A 1,628-nucleotide genomic window follows, 5' to 3' on the forward strand; every position below is an offset into this window, starting at 1 on the left:
AGCAGAGCGTCGGGGTCAGCCTGTTTATCCGCTCACCCGCCGGGCTGTTGCCCACCGACACGGCCAAGGACCTGATCAGCCACGTTGAAGCGATGGCCGTTGCCGCCAACGCCTTCAGCCGCGCAGCCTCGGCCGACACGGCCCTCGCCGGCGGCACGGTGCGGCTCACCAGCGGCAAGCTGCTGGGCGTTGAAGTGCTGCCGCCCATGTTGCGCAGCCTGCGCCGTGATCATCCGCAATTGGCCATCGAACTGAGCGTATCCAATCGGCTCCAGGCACTTGCCCGGCAAGAGGCCGACGTCGCCGTACGCATCCGTCGCCCGGTCGAATCCACGGTGGTCGCGCGCAAGGTCGGCGACCTTCACGTAGGGTTGTACGCCGCACCCGAACTGTTGGCAGAGCAGGGCACGCCGGACACCGTTGCGCAATTGCACGGCTACCCGCTGATCGGGCCGGACCGCAACTTGCTGGAGATCGAATTCCTGGGTGAGCGCGGTTTCGACTGTTCGGCGCCCAGTACGGTGATTCGCACCGACGATCACCTCGCGCAGTTGGCCGCTCTGCGTGCGGGGCTGGGGATCGGCGTGTGTTCAGCCCAGGTGGCACAACGTCACGGGCTGGTGCGGGTGTTGCCCGCGCAGGTGGATTTCAAGGTTGACGTGTGGATCGCCATGCATCAGGACATGCGCAAGGTCCCGCGCATCGCCGTGGTGTTCGATGGCTTGGGCGCGGCCCTGACGGACTTCCTTCAGCCGCGATAACGCAGCGCGTCAACCAACAATGCAAATGCGGGCCAGCCCGTGCGGGCCATTCGCCCCGGCGACACGGTATGGATTGCACCCGGGGTCAAGCATTGGCATGGCGCCACGGCGAACACCGCCATGACCCATATCGCGATCAACGAAATGCTCGACGGCAAGGTGGTGGACTGGATGGAGCAGGTCAGCGACGAACAGTACGCCGCGCAGTAATCGGTTTCACCGCCGCAACTGCGGCTCGCCTTCAATGCAGCTCACCAGAAACTCCATCACCACCTTCACCGAAGGCGAGCGGCGCATATCCGGATACACCGTCAGCCAGATATCGCGAACCGGGCCTTCGGTGTTCGTTGCCAACCGCACCAATGCCGCGTCGTGATCGCCCACCAGCGTGGGCAACACCACTGCACCTACTTGGGACCGGGCGGCCATTTGCTGGGTGATCAGGTCGCTGGCGGCGAAGGCAATCGTGCGGTTGCCGCGCACCTGATGCATCCACGCCTGTTGGGGCAGGTGGTCGCGGGTGGCGTCATAGGCAATGAATGTCCACTGCTCAGCGGGCAGTTGTTTGAGCTGGGGCGTGGCATAGAGGCCGAAGCGCACGGCGCCGACCTTTCTGCGTACCAGCGCTTCTTCATCGGGACGCACCGTGCGCAGGGCAATGTCGGCTTCGCCTTTGTCGAGGGCGGCCAGCGTCGTCGAGGACATCAACACGATATTCAGCTTGGGATACTGCGCCCTGAAGCGTGCGACATGGGGCGCGATGCAGTGGATGGCAATCGACGGCGGGCAACTGACCCGCACGGTGCCGGCCACTTCGATCGAGGCCACGCGGGACAGGCGCATCACTTCGGTGGCCATCTCGCCCAT

2 protein-coding genes and 1 pseudogene are annotated in these 1,628 nt (G+C 64.8%); 2 read left to right on the forward strand and 1 reads right to left on the reverse strand.

The window, feature by feature from the left end; translation table 11 throughout:
- On the forward strand, positions 1-761 hold a 761-nt coding region (locus tag HX846_RS36540; RefSeq protein WP_178967381.1), incomplete at its 5' end, for a LysR substrate-binding domain-containing protein.
- A 30-nt stretch (positions 762-791) separates the two neighbouring features.
- Positions 792-971 (forward strand): annotated as a pseudogene (locus HX846_RS36545) (cupin domain-containing protein); the annotation flags it as partial.
- Positions 972-977: 6 nt separating this feature from the next.
- Here HX846_RS36545 and HX846_RS36550 read toward each other — a convergent pair.
- A partial coding sequence (locus tag HX846_RS36550; RefSeq protein WP_178967382.1) for a LysR substrate-binding domain-containing protein occupies positions 978-1,628 on the reverse strand: 651 nt, incomplete at its 5' end.

It is taken from the genome of Pseudomonas sp. K5002, assembly GCF_013386655.1.
Lineage (GTDB): Bacteria > Pseudomonadota > Gammaproteobacteria > Pseudomonadales > Pseudomonadaceae > Aquipseudomonas.